13 protein-coding genes are annotated in these 17,544 nt (G+C 62.4%); 8 read left to right on the plus strand and 5 right to left on the minus strand.

What is annotated here, in order from left to right:
- Positions 1-24 precede the first annotated feature (24 nt).
- The 3 genes from B9Z49_RS03260 to B9Z49_RS03270 are packed head-to-tail and all read left to right on the plus strand — an operon-like array spanning position 25 to position 3,617.
- Entirely contained in the window at positions 25-975 is a 951-nt protein-coding gene (locus tag B9Z49_RS03260; protein ID WP_108352244.1) for a hydroxymethylglutaryl-CoA lyase, read from the plus strand.
- Positions 976-1,030: 55 nt separating this feature from the next.
- Positions 1,031-2,224 carry an acyl-CoA dehydrogenase family protein gene (locus tag B9Z49_RS03265; protein ID WP_108352022.1) on the plus strand — a complete coding sequence of 398 codons (1,194 nt, stop codon included), beginning with the start codon at positions 1,031-1,033 and terminating at the stop codon, positions 2,222-2,224.
- 1 nt (position 2,225) lies between these two features.
- On the plus strand, positions 2,226-3,617 hold the full coding sequence (locus B9Z49_RS03270; protein ID WP_108352023.1) for an MmgE/PrpD family protein: 1,392 nt from the start codon (positions 2,226-2,228) through the stop codon (positions 3,615-3,617).
- Positions 3,618-3,855: 238 nt separating this feature from the next.
- Here B9Z49_RS03270 and B9Z49_RS03275 read toward each other — a convergent pair whose 3' ends face one another.
- The 4 genes from B9Z49_RS03275 to B9Z49_RS03290 form a co-directional block, all read right to left on the minus strand.
- The gene (locus B9Z49_RS03275) at positions 3,856-7,917 is read right to left on the minus strand and encodes an IPTL-CTERM sorting domain-containing protein (RefSeq protein ID WP_108352024.1); all 4,062 of its coding nucleotides are present in this window, start codon (positions 7,915-7,917) and stop codon (positions 3,856-3,858) included.
- 629 nt (positions 7,918-8,546) lie between these two features.
- Entirely contained in the window at positions 8,547-8,897 is a 351-nt protein-coding gene (locus B9Z49_RS22490; protein ID WP_108352245.1) for an FMN-binding negative transcriptional regulator, read from the minus strand.
- Complete coding sequence (locus B9Z49_RS03285) at positions 8,810-9,559, minus strand: IclR family transcriptional regulator (protein ID WP_158273408.1); 750 nt, start codon at positions 9,557-9,559, stop codon at positions 8,810-8,812. The genes B9Z49_RS22490 and B9Z49_RS03285 overlap by 88 nt, the downstream gene beginning before the upstream one ends.
- 69 nt (positions 9,560-9,628) lie before the next feature.
- Complete coding sequence (locus B9Z49_RS03290; protein WP_108352026.1) at positions 9,629-10,483, minus strand: carbon-nitrogen hydrolase family protein; 855 nt, start codon at positions 10,481-10,483, stop codon at positions 9,629-9,631.
- 131 nt (positions 10,484-10,614) lie between these two features.
- On the opposite strand from B9Z49_RS03290, the gene B9Z49_RS03295 reads away from it, so the two are divergent.
- From B9Z49_RS03295 to B9Z49_RS03315, 5 genes are all read left to right on the plus strand, one after another.
- Entirely contained in the window at positions 10,615-11,586 is a 972-nt protein-coding gene (locus tag B9Z49_RS03295; RefSeq protein ID WP_108352027.1) for a tripartite tricarboxylate transporter substrate binding protein, read from the plus strand.
- Between the two features lie 20 nt (positions 11,587-11,606).
- Positions 11,607-12,824: an amidohydrolase family protein gene (locus tag B9Z49_RS03300; RefSeq protein WP_158273409.1), complete on the plus strand. Its 1,218-nt coding sequence runs from the start codon at positions 11,607-11,609 to the stop codon at positions 12,822-12,824.
- Positions 12,824-14,062 (plus strand): FAD-binding oxidoreductase, encoded by a 1,239-nt coding sequence (locus tag B9Z49_RS03305; protein WP_108352029.1) that lies wholly within the window; start codon positions 12,824-12,826, stop codon positions 14,060-14,062. Before B9Z49_RS03300 ends, B9Z49_RS03305 begins: the two co-directional genes overlap by 1 nt.
- 26 nt (positions 14,063-14,088) lie before the next feature.
- Positions 14,089-15,066 (plus strand): tripartite tricarboxylate transporter substrate binding protein, encoded by a 978-nt coding sequence (locus B9Z49_RS03310; protein ID WP_108352030.1) that lies wholly within the window; start codon positions 14,089-14,091, stop codon positions 15,064-15,066.
- 385 nt (positions 15,067-15,451) lie between these two features.
- Positions 15,452-15,766, plus strand: coding sequence for an NIPSNAP family protein (locus tag B9Z49_RS03315; protein WP_108352031.1), 315 nt, complete (start codon positions 15,452-15,454; stop codon positions 15,764-15,766).
- 864 nt (positions 15,767-16,630) lie between these two features.
- Here the strand turns inward: B9Z49_RS03315 and B9Z49_RS03320 are convergent.
- Positions 16,631-17,455 carry an IclR family transcriptional regulator gene (locus B9Z49_RS03320; protein WP_108352246.1) on the minus strand — a complete coding sequence of 275 codons (825 nt, stop codon included), beginning with the start codon at positions 17,453-17,455 and terminating at the stop codon, positions 16,631-16,633.
- Positions 17,456-17,544 lie beyond the last annotated feature (89 nt).

Consider the following 17,544-nt stretch of genomic DNA (forward strand, 5'->3'; position numbering starts at 1 on the left):
CACTCCCCAATGACCCACTCCCCCATGACCCACTCCCCCATCGACGTGCTGGTGCGCGAAGTCGGCCTGCGCGACGGCCTGCAGAACACCGCCACGATTGTTCCCACTGAAGGCAAGCTGGCCTGGATAGTGGCCGAATTGGCCGCTGGCGTGCGCGAGATCGAGGTCACCTCGTTCGTGCCCCCCAAACTGATACCACAGTTCGCCGACGCTGAAGAAGTGGTGAGCCGCGCCCTGAAGTTGTCGGGTCTCACGCTCATGGCGCTGGCCCCCAACCTGCGCGGCGCCGAGCGCGCCTTCGCGCTGGGTGTGCACAAGGTCGACTACGTCACCTCCGTGAGCCGCACACACAACCTCAAGAACGTGCGCCGCGAGCGCGAGGAATCGCTGGCCGACTTCGTGCGCATCGTGCAGGCGCGCGACGCCGCGGGCCTCAAGGGCCACATCGAACTGGCCGCCGGTTTGTCCACCGCGCTGGGCTGCTCCTACGAAGGCCGCATCGCGGTCGACGAGGTGCGACGCTGCGCCGCCTTCCTGGCCGAGGCTGGCGCCGACGAGATCATGATTGCCGACACCGTGGGCTATGCCGACCCGCGCCAGGTGCGCGAGGTGTTCACTGCTGTCCTGGCCGAAGTCGGCACAGTGCCAGTCGCCGCGCACTTTCACGACACGCGCGGCACGGGCCTGGCCAACGTGGCAGCCGCCCTGGAGTGCGGCATCCGCCGCTTCGACAGCTCGCTCGGCGGCTTGGGCGGATGCCCCTTCGCCCCAGGTGCCAGCGGCAACATCGTGACCGAAGACCTGTGCTTCATGCTCGACTCCATGGGCCTGAGCACCGGCATCGACCTCGAGCGCCTGCTCGCCGTGCGCGAGATCGCAGCGTCCTACCTGGGCAGCGACAGCCTCTCGGGCGCGCTGGCCCGCGCCGGCCTGCCGCGGCACTACCAGAGCGCTGCTGCGCGCGCGAGCGCCTGACGCGCCACTGGGCGCGAACCCTTCTTCCAATTCCCAATTTCCAACAGAAAGCCCCATGAGCCAAGCCGCCCCTGACCTGTCCGCCGTCTCCATGGACCTCGGCGAGGACTACCCTGAGATCCGAGCAAGCGTGCGCCGCATCTGCGCTGATTTTCCCGGCAGCTATTGGCGTGATCTCGACGAGAAAGAAGCCTATCCCAGCGACTTCGTCCAGGCCATGACCGACGCCGGCTTTCTCTCGGCGCTGATCCCCGAGGAATACGGCGGCGCTGGCCTGCCCCTGCGCGCCGCGGGTGTGGTGCTGGAAGAAATACACGCCTGCGGTGGCAATGCCGGCGCAACGCACGCCCAGATGTACACCATGGGCACCGTCCTGCGTCATGGCAGCGCTGCACAGAAATCACTTTACCTGCCCCAGATCGCCAGCGGCGCGCTGCGCCTTCAGGCCTTCGGTGTTACCGAGCCCACCAGCGGCACCGACACCACCAAGCTCAAGACCCGCGCCGTGCGCGAAGGCGACGAATACGTGATCAACGGCCAGAAGATCTGGACTTCGCGCGCGCTCTACTCCGACCTCATGCTGCTGCTGGCGCGCACCACGCCGCTTGAGGACGTGAAGAAAAAATCCGAGGGCCTCTCGGTCTTCCTGGTGGACATGCGCAAGGCTGTGGGCAACGGCATGACGATCCGGCCCATCAAGGCCATGATCAACCACAACACCACTGAGGTGTTCTTTGACAACCTGCGCATTCCCGCCGACAGCCTGATCGGCCAGGAGGGCCAAGGACTGCGCTGCATCATGGACGGCATGAACGCCGAGCGCATCCTGGTCGCGCACGAGTCGATCGGCGACGCTAAGTGGTTCATCAAGACGGCCGTCAAGTACGCCAACGAGCGCGTGATCTTTGACCGCCCCATCGGCAAGAACCAGGGCATCCAGTTCCCCATCGCCAAGGCCTATGCGCAGACACAGGCGGCCGAACTGATGCTGCGCAAATCCGCTGCGGTCTACGAAGCCAACCAGCCTTGTGGCGAATATGCCAACCTCACCAAGCTGCTCACGGCCGAAGCCGCCTGGGAAGCGGGCGAGGCTTGCATGCAGACGCACGGCGGCTTCGCCTATGCGCGCGAGTACGACATCGAGCGCAAGTGGCGCGAGGCCCGCGTTCAGCGCACCGCACCGATCTCCACCAACCTGATCCTGTCCTATATCGCCGAGCACGTGCTGGGCCTGCCGCGTTCGTATTGAGATGGACGCGCTCACGCAGACACCGCCGACGGCGCCAACAGCGCTCACGGCCGATCTCGGACGCTTCATCGCGGACATGCCCGCCCACGCCTTGCCGGCGCAGGCCATCGCCACGATCCGCCGCGGCATCGCCGACACCGTGGGCGTGGCCTTTGCCAGCGTGGGCGAGCCGGTGCTGCGCCATGCACGCGACCTGATCACTCTGGGTCCGACCGGCCAGGCGCGGGTCTGGACCGAAGGCGGCTTTGCGGCGTCGGCTGACGCCGCGTTCATGAACGCGGTGGCGGGCCATGCACTTGATTTCGACGATACCGGCCTGGACGGCCACCCCAGCGTGGTGCTCGCACCGGTGGTGCTGGCCGAGGCCGAGCGCCTGGGCGCCGACTGGGCTGCGGCGGTCACGGCCTATGCGGCCGGTTATGAAGTCTGGGCCGAACTGCTAGGGCGCGACGCGGACAAGCACCACGGCAAAGGCTGGCATCCGACCGCGGTGTTCGGTGCGGTGGCCTGCGCTGCGGCCAGCGCCTGCCTGCGGCGGCTGGACGCGCAGCGATCGGCGCACGCCTTGGGCATCGCGGCGTCGATGTCGGCGGGCCTGGTCGCCAACTTCGGCTCCATGACCAAGCCCCTGCAGGTGGGCTTCGCGGCGCGCAATGGCATCCTTGCGGCGCACCTCGCCGAACAAGGCCTGACCGCTTCGCACGATGCGCTGGAGAGTCCGCGCGGCTTTCTGGCTGCGATCTCGCCGCGCGGCGATGTGCGGCTGCATTCCCCGATCCACGCGGGCACGCCTTGGCAGATGCTCGAGCAGGGTCTCAACATCAAACGCTACCCGGTGTGCTACGCCACCCATCGCATCATCGACGCGGCACTGGAGCTGCAGCCCCATGTTGCCGATCGCCTGGACGCCATCGAGGCGGTGGTGGCCACCCTGGGCCAACTCCAGGCGGACATGCTGCGTTCGAGCCGGCCCACCAACGGGCTGGATGCGAAGTTCAGCGCCGAGTACACCATCGCCTGCGCCCTGGCCCGCGGCCATGTGCATCTTCAGGACCTGAGCGACGACGCCGTCAACGACACGATCGTGCAGGCCCTGCTTCGAAAAGTGCGTGTCGAGATCGCCACCGAGCGCGATGCGCTGGAGCCGCTGTTCTCGCCGCAAGACCTGTTGTCGGTTCGATTGACCGACGGCACCACGCTCGACGCCGAGCCCGTTCGGCGCGCGCGGGGCCACGCGAGCCGGCCGGTGAGCGACCAGGAACTGCAAGACAAATTCAGGGCCTGCGCGCGAATGTCGCTTGACGATGCGCAAGCGAGCGTCTGGTGGGAGGCGGCCATGGCGGCGCCCGAGCGCATGGTCACTTGGCCGGACTCACCGGGGTCCGTCAGGTAGCGCCGTCAGCTTGATAAGCTTGGCCAAACCGCGGCCGAAAAGCGCATCGGCTGAAAGGCGGTTCGTCATAATATCGTCATACCGACAGGCGAAAAAAAGCACTGGGCGTTTCCGCCAAGTGCTTGATTTCCCTACCGATTTTGGTAGGCGCGACTAGATTCGAACTAGCGACCCCCACCATGTCAAGGGGCATTACGCGGTGAAAAGTAAATGCCAGCCTGGTATGGCTATGTACTGGTTAAACTTGGGACGACATGTGGGCTTTTGCGACAGCGCTTGCACGGCGAGTGGCAACGAAGGCCATCAAGCCAGCCAACACCATCAGCATCCATGCGCTCAGCGTCGGAATAGGCGCCATGCTGCTGTCGTCGGCAACTGTGATGCCACCCGGATCACTGATCTCGCCTGCTGTTGGGTTGGTGTCACCCGGCTGTCCATCCGTCAAAGTCAGGATGACCGTGTTGCCAACGATGCTCACATTAGCTGTCCAATCTACCCAGTTGCCGTTGATCAGCTTGTGGTACTTGGCATTGGGCGCGATGGAGTTCGGGTAGGTTTGTGTAATGGTGACAGAGCCCCCTGGCCCACAGCCCAATACCGTGAAGCTGAATGCACCATAGGGGAATCTCTGACCCGCAGGCGCAGTGCCTGGCATGTTGTATTGGGCCGAGCCATCTTGGAAACCTGCACAACTGCCGCCTGTGATGGCTGCCGTCACGCTGCCGCCAGCAGTGGTGCCGGTGTAGCTGGTGGCTAACGAAGTTGCGGGTGTGACGCTGTTGCTGGCGGCCGATGCCGCACCCGCTCCCGCGCCATTCGTCGCCGTCACCGTGAAGGTGTAGCTTGTTCCGTTCGTCAGACCCGTGACCGTGATCGGGCTGCTCGCTCCCGTGCCCGTCAACCCACCCGGATTGGTCGTCACCATGTAGCCCGTGATCGCCGCGCCTCCGTTGTTTGCCGGTGCGGTGAACGTAACCGTAGCTTGAGAATTGCCCGCGATGGCTGAGACCGCGGTGGGGGCGCCGGGTGCTGCCAGCGAGACAGCCGTCACTTGCGCCGAGCCACTGACATACCCAGTTTGGGTAGTAGTGACGGTGGCCGTGGATGACGTATTGGTGGCTACTCCGCTGACCGTGACCAAACCGGTGCCGGATATCGACACGGTCCCACCCGCAGTGGCGGTGCCGCCATAGGCAAAGTTGGCATCGTAGTTGCTGATCTGAACGGTGAAGCCAACTGCAGTTCTCGTTGGCGTGCCAAACGTCGGCGTGTTGGCTGCATTCAACGACGTCTCAGCCACCTGGGCAGAGCCGTTCTCGTAACCAGCTCGGGTGGTGGTGATCGTTGCAGTGAATGAAGTGTTGACTGCAACGCCGCTCACCGTGACAAGACCAGTGTTCGATATCGCTACGGTGCCACCCGCAGTAGCGGTATCACCATAAGCGAAGTTGGCATCGTAGTTGCTGATCTGAACGGTGAAGCCATCTGCAGTGCTCGTTGGCGTGCCAAACGTCGGCGTGTTGGCAGCATTGACAACGGCAGCAGTCTGCCCCGTGAAAGCGATGCTGTTTAAAAGCACGCTGGTATTGTCAGAGTCGAAATTTGCAGTGGCGATATCGAGTCTGCCATCGCCGTTCAGATCGCCCAAGGCGACCGCGAGTGGGCCATCACCTGCGGCGAAGGTGGATTCAGTTTGAAACTTGCCATCGCCATTGCCTAAAAGCACGCTGGCGGTGTCGGAACTGTAACTCGCGGTGATGATGTCGAGTCGACCATCGCCGTTTACATCACCCAAGCTCACGGAGTGTGGACTGTTCATTGCGAAGGTGGATTGTGTTTGAAAGGTGCCATTGCCATTGCCCAGGAGCACGCTCAAGCTGTTGCCACCGAAATTCGCGGCGATGATGTCAAGGTTGCCATCGCCGTTCACATCGCCCACCGTCACAGCGAGTGGGTTACTTCCCGTGGCGAAGGTGGCTTGAGCCGCAAAGGTACCATCGCCGTTGCCCAAGAGCACGCTGACGTTGGAGGAGCCATCATTCGCCGTGATGATGTCAAGTTTGCCATCGCCATTCACATCGCCCAAGGTCACAGCGCTTGGGGTAGATCCCGTGGCGAACATGGCTTGAGCTTGAAAGGTGCCATTGCCATTGCCCAAGAGCACGCTGGCGGTTTTGGAGAAAGCATTCGCGATAACGATATCGAGCCTGCCGTCGCCGTTCACATCCCCCAAGGTCACAGAGCGTGGGAAATCCCCCGTGGCGAAGGTGGCTTGAGGTTGAAAGGTGCCATTGCCATTGCCCAAGAGCACGCTGGCGTTGTTGGAGGTGCGATTCGCGGTGACGATGTCGAGTCTGCCATCGCCGTTCAGATCGCCCAAGGCGACCGCGTTTGGGTAACCACCTGCGGCGAATGTGGATTGAATTTGAAACGTGCCATCGCCAATGCCTAAAAGCACGCTGGCGGTGTCGTCGCCAACATTCGCAGTGACCATGTCGAGCCTACCATCGCCGTTCACATCCCCAAGCGCTAGAGACTGTGCACCATTTCCCGCAGCGAAGGTTTGCTGGGGCGTGAAAGTAGCAAAAATGGCACTCCCACCCGTGCCCAACAGCACGCTGGCGTCATCCGAGTTGTAGTTCGCGGCAACGATATCAAGTCTGCCATCGCCGTTCACATCGCCCAAGGTCGCAGATTGCGAATTAGTTCCCGTGGCGAAGGTGACTGCAGATTTAAAGGTGCCATTGCCATTGCCCAAGAGCACGCTGGCGTTGGTGGACCCAAAATTCGCGGTCATGATGTCGAGCCTGCCATCGCCGTTCACATCGCCCAACGTCAAGGAGCGTGGGTTCGTTCCCGCACCGAATATTATCTGGGATTGAAAGGTGCCATCGCCATTGCCCAAGAGCACGGCAATGGCGGTGTTCGTATTTGCCGTGACGATGTCCAGCTTCCCATCGCCGTTCAAATCGCCCAAGGCCACGGCGAATTGATTATCACCTGCGCTGAAAGCTTGGGACGCTTGGAAGGTGCCATCGCCATTGCCCAGAAGCACGCTGACCCTACTGTCGCTCCTATTCCCGGTAACGATGTCAAGCTTACCATCGCCATTCACATCGCCCAAGGCCACGGAGTATGCCCCATTTCCCGTGGCGAATGTGGCTTGACGTGCAAAGGTCCCATTGCCAGTGCCCAAGAGCACGCTGACGTTATTGGAGTCTTGATTGGCGGTGACGATATCAAGTGTTCCATCGCCGTTCACATCGCCCAAAGTCACGGAGCGAGGCCGAGTTCCCGTGGCGAAAGTGGTTTGAGCTGCAAAGGTGCCATCGCCATTGCCCAAGAGCACGCTGACATTATTGGAACCTTCATTGGCGGTGATGATATCGAGTGTTCCATCGCCGTTCACATCGCCCAACCTCACGGCGAATGGCTGAGTTCCCGTGGCGAAGGTTTGCTGGCCTTGGAAATTGCCATTGCCATTACCCAGGAGCACGCTGACGTTGCCGGAGTTGAAATTTGCGGTGATCATGTCGAGCTTGCCGTCGCCATTCACATCGCCCAAGGTCACGGAGGCGGGCTTGAATCCCGTGGCGAAGGTGGCTTGCGTTGCAAACGACGGCAAGGCGGTAATGGTCGCCAAGTTCGCGAGGCTCACACCAAGGGTGCCGGCACCGGTGATCCCGGTAACATTGACGGTGTAGTTTGCCCCTGAACCAGTTACGGAGGAGATGGTTCCGTTGGCCGCCGTTCCAGTAGCCATCAAATCGAAGTCGGCAGCATCCACCCCGGTAACAGGTTGATTAAAACTAACTGTGAACGAAGCGGAAGTGGTGACAGCACTTCCAGGTGCAATGATGGACAGGGCATGCGGAAATGCCGGCGAGAAAGGAACAGCGGCCGGAATAAGATCACCAGCAGTATAGTTAAATGATGTATTCGCTGTCGTTGAATTCGTTCCATCGGGAGTTGTCACCAACACATCTGCAGCCCCAAAGGTGCCAGGTGGTGTGACTGCAGTAATTTTTTGTCCGTTCACCACGGTAAAACTAGTCGCAGGAATGCCGCCAATGGTGACAGCAATGGCGCCGGCCAAGTCGGTGCCTGTGATGGTGATGCTCGTACCGCCTACAGCAGGTCCGGCAGAAGGCGAAACACTCGTTACCGTGGGTGCTGCGGCCGTTGCGGGTGTACTGAATAAGCTCAGACACAGCAACAGGCTCCAGAGCAATGCAAGCCATGAAAACCTTTTCAGGCTCTTGTGGCCTGGACCAAACTGCAGCGCTTTTGACTCGTTCATCGAATTTCCATAAATAATTCTCGAAAGCCATCACAAATTTGCGGAATATTTTACCCGTCGTTCCCGTTTTTTCTACCACTTGAAAAATTAATTGCAGTCGGAATTCACTCTTGCTCGGGGTAAAACCCTTTCAAGCAATGCTGAAAGGACGCCTGCGTTTGAAGTTGATCCCCGGCACCTGAGTAATGTTGTTTTGAGTGCCATCGAGTGCAGATTCGACTTATAGGAACGATAACTTTACTGGCGCTGTTACTGAGGCTATGAATCGCGGGTCCTTCCAGGAATCGCGATTTTGTCGATCATCAATTAATAGATTGAGATTCGTGGTTCGTACAAATGCCTCCGTGACCTCTTTGGGCCATCGTTTGAGGCAATTCAGCACTGATTCGCCTTTTACCTCACGGTTGCGGTAGACGGCCAGCACTCCCTAAACGTTTACCAACACGCTGTACCAATTACCAACAGGTTCGACCGCTTCGGTTTGCCACGACTGGATGATTGAACCGCCCCTGAAGTAAGCCGCCAACGCCCTTTGAGTGAGGCTGTTTGCAATTTTGGTTCAATACGGCAACCGTACGGCAAAAGCGATCCATCATCATTTGCCTAGGTCACCCTGATTTGTACGGCTTTTAGACTGTCTTTGCCGTATGTTTGACATACGGCCAAAAAAAAGCACCTAGCGATTCGGTGTTCAATATTGGATCGGCGTTAACAGCCTTGCCCTTCATCCGGGCGATCTCGAATTCGATACCCACGATCGCCTTGAGCATGCCGTCGATGAACTCGGCGGTGAAGTCACCCATCTTCCACGGATTGAATTCGCCGGCTTCACGGGTACGCGTCAGGCGTGTCACCCCGCCGCGCGCGAACCGAGGCGGAGCCCAGCGCGCAGCTACACCGACCGAAGATCCCGCCCGATGACGGCTGCCGTCTTCAGCAGCGCGGGCACCAGCTGCGCCAGCACCTCCTCGAGCCGCCAGCGTGGCGAGGGCACGGCGATGTTGACGGCAGCCAACGGACGGCCCGCCGGGCCCAGCAACGGCGCCGCCACGGAGATGTCGCCGACGAAAGCTTCTTGGTCGTTGAGCGCATAGCCCCTCTCGCGCGCGTTCTGCAAGGCCTTGCTCAGGCCGGGCAGGTCGGTGAGGGTGCGCTTGGTCATCGCCACGCGGCGCACGCCCTTCAGGCGGGCCATCGCCTCGGCGGGGTCCATGTGCGACAGGATGGCGCGGCCGGCCGCGGTGCAGAACGCCGGCAGGCGCGAGCCGACGTGCAGATCGACGCTTACCGCATGCAGGCTGGGAAAGCGCGCCACGTAGACGATCTCGTCGCCCTCGAGCTCCATCAGGTTCACCGTTTCGCCGGTGCGCTTGTTCAGTGCGTCCAGATGCGGCTGCGCCCGTCCGCGCACGACGTGGGTGGCCAGTACGGTGTGGCCGAACTCCAGCATCCGGCCCGACAACCGGAACGCCTTGCTTGCCGGGTCTTGCCGCAGGTAGCCCAGCACCCGCAGTGTGTGCGTGATGCGCTGCACGCCGCTGCGGTCCAGTCCGGCCAGCTCGGCCAGCTCGGTCAGGCCGACCGGGCGGCTGGCGGTGTTCAGTGCCTCCAGCACCTGGAAGCACTTGGCCAGCGAGCCCATGTAAAGCGGACTTTCAGCGTCCAACGCGCCGCGGCGGGCCCTGGTGGGTATCGCGCTGGCCATCGCCGGTCAGTCGTTGGTGACCAGCGGTCCGTACAGGTCGGGGCGGCGGTCACGCCACCACGGAAATTTCTTGCGCGCCGACGTCACGGCATCCAGGTCGACCTCGACGGTCAGCAGCTCGGGCGCCTCGGTGCCCGCCTCCTGCACGATCATGCCGCGCGGGTCGATCACCATGCTGCGCCCCAGGTGGTGCCGTGCCCCCTCGGAGCCGACACGGTTGCAGGCCAGCACGAACACGCCGTTCTCGTAGGCGCGGGCCCGCAGCGGGATCTCCCAGATCGAGGTGCGCTGGGCCGGGTCGGCGTAGGTTGAATAGGCGATCGGCATCACGATAATCTCGGCGCCCTGCAGAGCGAGGGCCCGCGAAGCTTCGGGGTACAGCCGGTCGTTGCAGATCTGCACGCCGATGCGCGTGCCGGCCACCGCATAGGTCTCCAGCTTCGCGCCCGGCGTGAAGTAGAACTTTTCGAAGCTGCCGGTGCCGCCCGGCCCCTCGGTGGGGAAGTAGGCCGGGATGTGGGTCTTTCGGTAGCGGCCCGCTTCGCGGCCGTCTGTGTCGTAGACGAAGGCGCTGTTGTAGTAGCCGTCGTTGGCCTTCTCGGCGAAGGGCAGCACCAGTGCGATGCTGTGCCGGCGCGCCTTCTCGCGCAGGCCCAGCAGCACCGGGTGGGCGTCGTGCAGGAACCAGCGGTCGAAGTCCTCCACCAGCTGGTTGGCGAAGAAGGGCGTGAGGAACAGCTCGCCGAAGGTGAGCAGCCGCACCTGCCGGCGCGCGGCCTCGTCGAGCAGGGCGTGGGCCGCGGCTTCAATGGTGCGAAGGTCACCGTCCTCCACGCTGCCGGTCTGGGCTGCGGCAAGCATGAGCGATCGAGTCAAGGAAATTTCTCCAAGTTATTGCAATGCAATTTTAACGTATTGCATCGCGATACGGCGGGTCCATACAATAAGCTTTTTGCCGATGGCCTCTTGTCGCCGGCCAGCCAGGAGAACTAATGCAACGCCGTACCCTCCTCAGTGGTTCCGCCGCCGCCCTGGTGCACGGTTTCGCCGCCGCCCAGACGCCTGCCTGGCCCGCGCGCCCGTTGCGCATCGTCATCGCCTACCCGCCCGGCGGCAGCACCGACGTAGCCGGCCGCCTGTTGGCACAGCAGCTTGGCACCCGCCTCGGCCAGCAGGTCGTGGTGGAGAACCGCGCCGGCGCCGGCGGCACGCTGGGCGCCAACTCGGTGGTGCGGTCCGACCCCGACGGCTACACGCTGCTCCTGGCCGCCTCTCCCGAGGTGTCCATCGCGCCCATCACCATGAAGACCATGCCCTACGACCCGGTGCGCGACCTGCTGCCCATCACGGGTGTCGGCCAGGTGCCGTTCTTCCTGGTGGTCAACCCCGCGTTGCCTGTCCGCACGTTGGAAGAGTTCATCGCCTACGCCAGGGCCAACGGCGCGAAGCTCAACTATTCCTCGTTCGGCAACAACACCTCCAACCACCTGGCCGGCGAGCTGTTCAAGTCGCTCATCGGCACACGGAGCGTGCACGTTCCGTACAAGGGTAGCGGGCCGTCGATCATCGACCTGATCGGTGGCCAGGTCCAGTACAGCTTTGATACGCCGCCCGCGGTGCTCGAACACGTGCGGGGCGGTAAGTTGCGCGCATTGGCGGTGGCCTCGCGCCAACGCCTGCCCAGCGCGCCGGAGGTGCCCACCTTTGCCGAAGCTGGCCTGCCCGCGTTCTCAGGCGGTACCTGGTTCGGCCTGCTTGCCCCCGCCAAGACACCGCGCGCCGTGATCGACCGCGTCAACAGTGAAGTGGTGGCCCTGCTCACGGGCACCGACCTGGCCAAGGCCTTCAACGACCGAGGCATCGTGCCGTTTCCGCAATCGCCCGAGGAGTTCGGCCGCTTCGTGCAGGCCGAGGGCGCCAAGTGGAAAGACCTGGCGGCCAAGGTCGGCATCGTGGCCGAATGACGCTCACCTGCCAAGCCTCGATGCGCACCCTCCTCACCCACGCCACGCTGATCGACTGCGTCGACCCGCAGGCTCAAGCAGACTGCGCCGTCCTGCTGCAGGACGGCAAGATCCACGACATCTTCCCGGCCGGCAGCGCGCCTGCCGTTGGCGACGCGCAGGTGATCGACCTCAAGGGCGCCTACCTCTTGCCTGGCCTGTGGGACGTGCACATCCACCCCGACTACTTTCAGTCGCTGACCGACATGCCGCTGGCCGAGCAGGTCACCCTGTTCGGCCACAAGATGCAACAGGCGCTGCTCGAATCGGGCATCGTGGGCCTGCGCTGCGCTGGTGCGCACAACTACATGGACGTGGCCTGGAAGCGCGCCTTCGACTCCGGCCAGCATCTGGGCCCGCGCCTCTTCGCGGCCGGCCACTTCCTCACCACCACCGGCGGCCACTTCCTCACCTCGGGCCACGCGCTCGAAGTCGACGGCCCGTACGGCTGGGTCACGGCCATCCGCGAGCAGATCAAGAACGGTGTCGATCACATCAAGATGAACCTCTCGGGCGGCATCCTGGGCCCGGCCTGGGACCTGCACCGCCATTCCTTTCTGCTGCCCGACGAGCTGAAGGCAGCATTCGAGATTTGCAAGCAGCGCGAGTTCAAGGTGATGGCGCACGCCACCAACCCCGATGCGGTAAAGGCCGCCATCGTGGCCGGCGCGCACAGCATCGAGCACGGCTACATCCTCGACGACGAGTGCATCGAGCTGTTCCTCAAGCATGGCACCTGGTACGTGCCCACGCTGTCGATCAGCCACCTGACACCCGGCCAGGCCACCAACGACTGGGAGAAGCGCTGGGTCAAGAACCGCAACCTCGCGGTTTCCCTGTGCTGCCGCGCCGACGCGGCGGCCGATGTGCACCAGCACGGCTTCCTGAAGGCGCTGAAGGCGGGCGTGAAGATGGCGCTGGGCTCGGACATCCGGCCCCTGAAGGACGCCGCGCTGCTCGAGCTCGGCCTGTGGGTGCGCGACGGCGCCACGCCCTGGCAGGCGCTGGTGGCGGCCACGCGCAACGGCGCGGCCATCTGCGGCATGGGCGATCAGCTGGGCACGGTCGAGAAGGGCAAGATCGCCGACCTCATCGTGGTGGGCTCCAACCCCCTGGACGACATCAACAACGTGCGGCGCCTGCAGCTGGTGCTCAAGGACGGCCGCATCGTCTCCGACAAGCGCGCCAAGGCATCTTGATGCAAGAACCCGTTCGCATCGCCGTGATCGGCGCCGGTATCGTGGGCACGAGCACTGCGCTGGCACTGCGCAAGCGCGGCGCCGACGTCACGCTGATCGACCGGGGCGAGCCCGGGTCGGGCTGCAGCGCCGGCAACTCGGGCGCGGTCAGTCCCGCGTCGGTCGCGCCGCTGGCCATGCCGGGCGTGCTGGCCTCAGTGCCCGGCATGCTGTTCGATGCCGAGAGCCCGCTGTACCTGCCCCTGCGCCACCTGCCGCATGCGCTGCCCTGGCTGCTGCGCTTCGTCGCGTCGGCGCGACCAGCGGCGGTGCAGGCCGCCGCCGCGAAACTGAACGCCATCCATGCCGGCGCGCTCGATGCGCACGAGGCCATGACGCGCGAGCTGGGCGTACCCGAGCTGTTCCTGCGCCAGGGCCACCTGCACCTGTACCCCGACGCTGCGGCGCTGGCCAAGGACGCCGGCGGCTGGCGGCTGCGCGAGTCCTACGGCTTCAAGGCCGAACGGCTGGACCGTGGCGGCATCGAGGCACTGGAGCCCGGCGTCGCGGCGCGCTACCAGGTCGGCATGTTCCTGGCCGACCACGCCACCATCCTCCATCCGCTGCGCTACGTTCAAGCCATGGCCGGCGCCTATGCCAGCGCCGGAGGCCGCGTGGTGCGCGCCGGTGTCGCCGGCCTGCTGCCCGAAGGCGGCCGGTGGCGGCTGCAAGGCCCGACGGAGTCGCCGTTCGACCATGTGGTGGTGGCGGCCGGTGCGTGGTCCAAGGCGCTGCTGGCGCCGCTGGGCGTGCACCTGGCGCTCGAGAGCCAGCGTGGCTACCACCTGCAGTTCGAGGGCGCGCGCGACGTGGTGTCGCGCACCGTCATCCTGGCCGACCGAAAAGTGTTCGTCACGCCGATGGAAGAGGGCCTGCGCGTTGGCGGCACAGTCGAGATCGGCGGGCTGGTCGCGCCGCCTGACGAGCGCCGTGCCGCCATGCTGGGCCGCATTGCGCGCGACACTTTCAAGGGACTCGAGCACCTGCCCACCCGCACCTGGATGGGCCATCGCCCCTGCATGCCCGACTCGGTGCCGGTGGTCGGGGCGGCACAAGGCCATCCGGGCCTGTGGCTGGCCTGCGGCCACGGCCACCTGGGCCTGACCGATTCACTCAACACCGCGCAGCAGATCGCCCAGGCGCTGCTCGGCGTTGCCCCGGTTTCCACGCGGTCCGGCGTCGCACTGGCCGCGGCCTGAGCGCCCTTGCTTTCCCAGGAGTCTTCATGCTGCCCTCCCTCTCCCGCAGCGCGGTCATTGTTGCTGCGTCCCTCGTACTGGCCACCAGCGCGGCTGTCGCCCAGGCCTGGCCCGCAAAGCCGATCCGGATCGTCGTGCCGTTCCCGGCCGGCGGCTCCACCGACATCGTCGGCCGTCTGCTGGCCGACAAACTCTCGCAATCGCTGGGGCAGGCCGTGGTGGTCGACAACCGCGCGGGCGCCGGCGGCACCACCGGGTCCGATGTGGCGTCCAAGTCGGCGCCCGACGGCTACACCTTCCTTCTGGGCACCAGCAGCACGCACGCCATCGCGCCAGCGTTGTATCCCAAGCTGGCTTACGACCCGGTCAAGGACTTCGCACCCGTGTCGTTGGTGGGCACTGCCACCATCCTGATGGTGGTGCACCCCTCGGTTCCAGCGAAGTCGGTGGCCGAGTTCGTGGCGCTGGCCAAGGCCAAGCCAGGCTCGATGATGTTCGGCTCCACCGGCAACGGCAGCGTGTCGCACCTGACGGCCGAGTACTTCAAGTCGTTGGCCGGCATCGACATGCAGCACGTCCCCTACAAGGGCGACGCGCCGATGACGCTGGACCTGGTGGCAGGCCGCGTGCAGGTAGCTTTCGGCACCGCGGTGGCCTTCCTGCCGCAGGTGCAGGGGGGCAAGCTCAACGCGCTGGCGGTCACCGATGCCAGGCCGTCGCCGGTGGCGCCGCAGCTGCCCACCGTGGCCGCATCGGGCCTGCCCGGCTTCGAGGTGCTGCAGTGGTTCGGCCTGCTGGCACCGACCGGCACGCCCCGGGAGATCGTGGCGCGCGTAAATGCCGACGTCGGTAAGGCGCTGCAGCTGCCCGAGGTGCAGGACAAGCTCAAGGGCCTGGGCATGCAGATCGTCGGCGGCCCGCCCGAGCAGTTCAGCGGCTTCATGCGCGCCGAGGCCATCAAGTGGGGAAAGATCGTTAAGGATTCGGGCGCGAAGGTCGATTGACGGCGGCCGCGACGCCGCGATCGATGCGGTCCTTCAAGCGCTACACACTGCGGTCCGACCAGCACCCGCAATGCCGCGCCGACGCGCTCAGAAGGAGGCACAAGCCCCGAATCCCGATACCCCTTACAACGGTGCCGCCACACCCCTTTGCCGCTTCACGGCCGGTTTAACGTGCGCTGGTTTTGGTAAGCACCCGTGGGCCTGTGCAGTGCACTGGGGCCCAAACTATCAACCTAATCAGCCCTTGTTTGTAAAGGTTCAACTACGGTGTCCCAGAGTGTTTACCCTTGTGAGTAGTGAATTGCCACCAAAAATTATGGCTAGGGGGGTATAAGCGAAACGGGGTTCAATTTTGAGCTCATGCAACTCAATCGAAAGATAAACCATGTCACAAGCAGTTGTTTCTCAAGTTGTATTCAGTCCGAACCCAGGAGCTGACATGACAAAGCTCATGGCGCTGGTTGCTGAAAGTGCTGCCATTTTTCGCAAGCACGGTGCCGAAGTCTCTGTCTGGGCAGTTTCTACCGGTGAAATTGGCAACATGGTTTTCACCACACGATATGAAAGTTATGAAGCCTACGGCAAATGCGCGGATGCCGTTTATGCTGATCCAGCTTACCAAGCATGGAGCCAAAGAGGTGTTGCAAGTGGACTCAGCACTTGGGTCCGAAGCAATCTGGTTCGACAGTTGCCAATTTGATTTTTCGATGGACACACGAAGCCTTCAGTTAGAAACAATGCGGTTTCAGACAATGGCTTGAGTACAACCTAGGTTTTCAAAATTTGTCGTCACAGCAAAAATATTGTTGCGATTTTTTATGGTTGCCCTTTTTGCCTTGTGAAATTAAGCTGTGTGTTGATTAGCCAGACAAACTGAGCCAGTGGCTCAGTTTTCAAAGCCAATCAACAGTCCGGCCCAACTGAGCGGCACCTCAGCCGCGATGACGCCGGGCCTAACCCATTGATTTCATTGAACTTTTCATGAGCGAATCTTCTACGTCCTTGCGGACGGGTTGCCCTTTACCGGGCACCCGTCCAAGCGACGCGACTTGAAATCACCACAGGAGGTCATTGTGTCGACATATTTAGAGCATGTAAAAAGTCATGTCACGGCATGCGAAGCTAGTGCCGCAGAGCAACAAGCTGCTGAGACTTCGAAATGGCTAGAGCGACTCACACCGCTAGAAGATCGCCTTGCCAAGCTGTTGGCAAACATCCCCGCAGAGATCAAGAGCCAAGGGCTCTCACTACCTGCAATCCGAACCATGTTGGCAGGCAAATGGCGCGGGAAATGCCACCCGGGCGAGCTGGGTATAGCGCTAAGACGACTGGGCTATAAGCGCCGCCGGAACTGGTCTGATGGTAGTCAGAGTTTCTGCGCTTTGTGGTATCAGTCCGACGTTGAAAAATAGGCGCGAAGTGCAACTCAACGATTGAGCAAAAGTTGACTGGCAGAAGTCGATATAAAGTGGACTTACGTTGAGCTGGGATCGATGTCTGCATTGCAGCTGTTGCGGCTGGTCGTGTCCCGCAGTCACTTCTGGGCTTCCAGCCAGAAGCACACTTAGCGCACTCCGACTTGACGTCCGGCCATATTAACCAATTGAACCAGCGCTGGTCCTATCGTCTTTAGTAAATCATTGGGCTTGGCACGGTACCCTGGTACAGCACAGTTAAATAACAGCCTGCGCGAGCCGTAACGGATGTCAGAAGCCACGCCAACAGCCAGAACACCAAGACCGGCATCCCCCATATTGATCGCGAAGCCGCGCTTGCTGTAATGAGTGATACTTTCTTTCAGACCCTCTGTGCTGCGGGTGTATTCATCGGGCCTCTCCTTGCGTGCTCTCACAAGAAAGCGGTTTCGATCGGCAACTGAAAGTTGCGAGAGCCAAGAACGTCCCATCGCTGTTTCGACGATACCGCGCACTGCCCCCACACCCGGCCGCTTGAGCGTACCACTCTCGTGTGTACATGTTTCGATATAGACAACGTCAAGGTCCATGGTCACGCCGATAGAAACAGCACCTTCAAAGCGATCGGCCATTGATTGAAGAGCCGGCCTCAGGTGCGTAAGCAAGGGTGTATTGATCACATAGGGATACCCGAGTGCTACTGCGGCTGGGCCAATAAAGTACCTGTCCAGCCTTTCATCGTGGTCAAGAAATCCCAATGCTTGAAGACTTCGACACAAGCGACTGACCGTTGAGCGCGGAATTCCCAAGATTTCAGCGAACTCGCTGTTCGCATGAGCGCGCGGATTACGAACAAAACATTGCAGAATCATCAATCCCTTGGCGAGCGTCCCGGAAAAGTCGGGGTCATCCGCACGCACGCGCTGGAGGTCCAGCTGGTTTTTTAATTGATGAACTGTTCGTTCTTGTCGCATATTGACATTTTCGCGTGGAACACACTTGTCTGCACATCTCGGTTCCAATAGTTGAAACATTGGTTTGAAGTCAAGGAAGACTTGCCTAA

This window comes from Limnohabitans sp. 2KL-51, assembly GCF_003063645.1.
GTDB lineage: Bacteria > Pseudomonadota > Gammaproteobacteria > Burkholderiales > Burkholderiaceae_C > Limnohabitans_A.